At 38.2% G+C, this 3,084-nt stretch carries 4 protein-coding genes; 1 reads left to right on the forward strand and 3 read right to left on the reverse strand.

Going from position 1 to position 3,084, the window contains the following annotated elements; all coding sequences use genetic code 11:
• Window positions 1-301 precede the first annotated feature (301 nt).
• Both A9239_RS05480 and A9239_RS05485 read right to left on the reverse strand, forming a co-directional pair.
• Complete coding sequence (locus A9239_RS05480; protein ID WP_141706376.1) at window positions 302-652, reverse strand: transposase; 351 nt, start codon at window positions 650-652, stop codon at window positions 302-304.
• Between the two features lie 629 nt (window positions 653-1,281).
• The gene (locus A9239_RS05485) at window positions 1,282-1,971 is read right to left on the reverse strand and encodes a GDSL-type esterase/lipase family protein (protein WP_052712771.1); all 690 of its coding nucleotides are present in this window, start codon (window positions 1,969-1,971) and stop codon (window positions 1,282-1,284) included.
• 298 nt (window positions 1,972-2,269) lie between these two features.
• On the opposite strand from A9239_RS05485, the gene A9239_RS18850 reads away from it, so the two are divergent.
• Window positions 2,270-2,506 (forward strand): hypothetical protein, encoded by a 237-nt coding sequence (locus A9239_RS18850; RefSeq protein WP_141706377.1) that lies wholly within the window; start codon window positions 2,270-2,272, stop codon window positions 2,504-2,506.
• 290 nt (window positions 2,507-2,796) lie between these two features.
• Here the strand turns inward: A9239_RS18850 and A9239_RS05490 are convergent.
• Window positions 2,797-3,084: PKD domain-containing protein (locus A9239_RS05490; RefSeq protein WP_141706378.1), on the reverse strand; the 288-nt coding region annotated here is incomplete at its 5' end.

Here is a 3,084-nt window from a genome sequence, read left to right on the forward strand (position 1 = left end):
AGCTAATTTGAGATTCTCTTCTAGAAAACGAACAACCTTAAAATATGTTCAATAATTAGATACCCGAGAGTTTAATGTTCAGAATTTTCACTATTCAGGACCGGTTTGAGTTTCGATGAATCTTAAAACGGGATACCATACGACTGCGAAGCAGGCGGCTAAGACCGAAAAGAAGTATGATTATTGACTGACACATTAAATTAAAAACAAAAGATTAATCAGGTAATTTGTATCTATTCAGGTTAATGGAGGCATATCTTCAATCGCAGTATCAAGTGAACCTATAACAGGCATGTTATTCTTAACTAGTGTGGATATGTATACCCTTATCTACAAAACACATCTGCCCATGTATCCTTCTAAAATTTTCCGATATCTTTTGTTGAATTGTTATCATCCTGAGGTCTCTTTCTGCCTGGTTGTTGCTAAAAGGAACTCTCAGATACGTATCAAATCTCAAGAATTTATAGCAAACCTCAAGATTGTTTCTCATGCTTTGCAAGTCTATCGAGAAGATTTTTTGCCTTGATCTGTGCTTGTATTCCTCTTTTAACCACACATCGTCTTTAGGTATTTCAGATGGAGGATTATTCTGTTTTATCCTGAAATAATTTAGGGATAAAACAACCACGTTCCATCCAGAGCAATCCAAATTGTCTACTCGAATCCAGATCTTGCAGCCTTGAGCCAGTAAATCATTACAGACTAAATTCCAAAAGGAAGAGGATGCGAAGAATTGCTGGCATCTCAGCGATTGGTTCTCAAATATAACTAAAAAGAGATGTCCTCATTTTGTCAAAATAAGTCAATGACCCACACTTTGCTTTATCAAGCTCACTATTATTGACAAATTTGATACTGTCAAGTCTACAGGTGCTAAGGAATTTTTCCAGAGAGGGTTGAGCCTATAAAATGTCCAGCACCCGTCAACTTGACAGAACCCGAAAACGCAAGGAAAGCAAGGATGTATATCACTAAATTACCTATATGGATAATGGCGTTCAGTCTATATTTACAAAGTACATAGAGTACATAGATACCTTGTGCTTTTGCGTGTTATTTCCTTTATTATTATATCGGTGGCACTCCCAGAGGTAATTCACTCACGAAGAAAATCATGTCAACCAGATGCAGGAAGAGTGCGAAAAAATTATTGAGGCAGCAAGAATATCACGGTAAATCCAATATAGAGAGCAGGTCCTGCAATGTGATCACTCTTTTTTGCATCTGTTTCGTTATCTGTTTCATTTTTCTAACAGCTACAGATGGCACCAGTTACCTCTAGTGTTTAAACAAATTAATGTCAATCGAATTTCCCATAGCAACATAACCAGCAGCGTTTGGATGGCACCCGTCTCCAGAATCGTATTCTTGTCTCAGATTGTCATGACCATCATTCAGCACAGAGTTGAAATCTATCACTTTATAGCTCTGTACATTTGAATATGATATAATCCACTTGTTCAGGTTCTTTGTTTTTATTTTCAAATTCTGTGGAACATAAGTCATTGGCGTAATTGAGCAAAGTACCGGTGTAATTCCATTTTGTGTGGAATTCTTGCACATTGCAGCCAGATCATCTTCAATAACCTGTTCAGGCTGTCCAAGAAGAAGATCATTGAGTCCGCCCATTATTATAACAAAATTCGGATGGTGTGATATTACATCTCTATCAAACCTGGCTAGCATCTCGTAAGTCTGATCTCCGCACTCACCAGTATTGTGTATTACTGCTCCAGACAATCGCGATCGCAATATTGCAGGATATGAAGTTCCGTTCCCACAAAAACCGTATGTGATGGAATCACCCATGCACACTATAGATATTTTATTATTATTATTATTATTATTATTATTATTATTATAATTAGTAGTAGTAGTATTTAGTGTACCATTTACGACGTCTGCACAACCAGAAAGGAATATAGATGACACAAACATGAGGATTGTTATAATTTTCAGTGTATTCATAAATTTCCTCTGATATTCGACTATTTCCTCTGATATTCGACTATTTCCTCTGATATTCGACTCGTCAAATCTGGATTAGCTACAAAGCTTCTTCTATCTTCTCAGGGCTGATGAACGTATCTTCACACAACCTCATATGCATTGTTCGAACAAGATGTGCCATGCGTTAAGCTTGCTTCATCGGCTTCAATAACGCTATACAGTGAGTATTAATGGAAAATAGATATACAGTGTCAGGGTACCAGAAAAATCCTGAAACCCTCTACACCTCTATGTTAAGGATTTTAGGATTCTTACTGTGAAACGCACGATAGGAGATGGGCGAAGGAAACATAGGTTACCACGGAACAAAACACTCACGATTATGCTTAATACAGTCGACACGCACGCACTGACAATCGCAAAATCTCAGGCACTCACAAAATATCAGGTGAAAGCAATAGACAAGATATCCAAGAATCAAGCACCAGAACCGCACATGAATTTAACCGACCTGCTTAAAATTCCACAATGCAAACCCAATATCAGAGCCTGAAGTAATGGTTCAAGAGCCTGAGATTGCCGGTAAAGATAATGTCCGGAAGCCTGATTCTAGATCCCAGCCATTCTCGGTCATGGAATAAAATAGATTATGACGTCATAAGCTATAGGTGCCCTAATTTTGATCTCGATCGCTGGAGTTGATGCCAAGGTATGAGGAAGGCAGCAAAAAAATTGAGGTAGGATGAAACTTGTCATAAGTTTTCACCCGTCCTCTTATCTCTTACTTAGTCTCACATCGGCGGACATCATAAAAAGTTCCCCACTCCTTTTATGCTTGACTTTTTATTTGCTTTCAGAATATATGCCTGGTCTTGTATTTGTTGTCACTTTTATGTAGTTTTTCTTCGTTGTAGTACTGCTGCCTGCAACGTTGACCACTGTAAGTGTAACCTTATAGCTTCCTCCCTGCACATACTGATGTTCTGGATTCTGTTCTCTGGAAGTTGTTCCATCTCCAAAACTCCATTTCCATGCAGTAGGAACTCCTGTACTGTTGTCAGTAAAGGTAACATTTAACGGAGCTTTCCCAGAGGTTGGAGTTGCAGAGAAATCAGCAACTGGTTTTGTTAC

The organism is Methanosarcina sp. A14 (assembly GCF_001729375.1).
In the GTDB taxonomy this organism is placed as follows: Archaea; Halobacteriota; Methanosarcinia; order Methanosarcinales; family Methanosarcinaceae; genus Methanosarcina; species Methanosarcina barkeri.

What these genes read in the sequence shown, in the direction of transcription:
- A9239_RS05485 (WP_052712771.1), bottom strand. Translation starts at nt 1,971, where the DNA reads ATGAATACACTGAAAATTATAACAATCCTCATGTTTGTGTCATCTATA.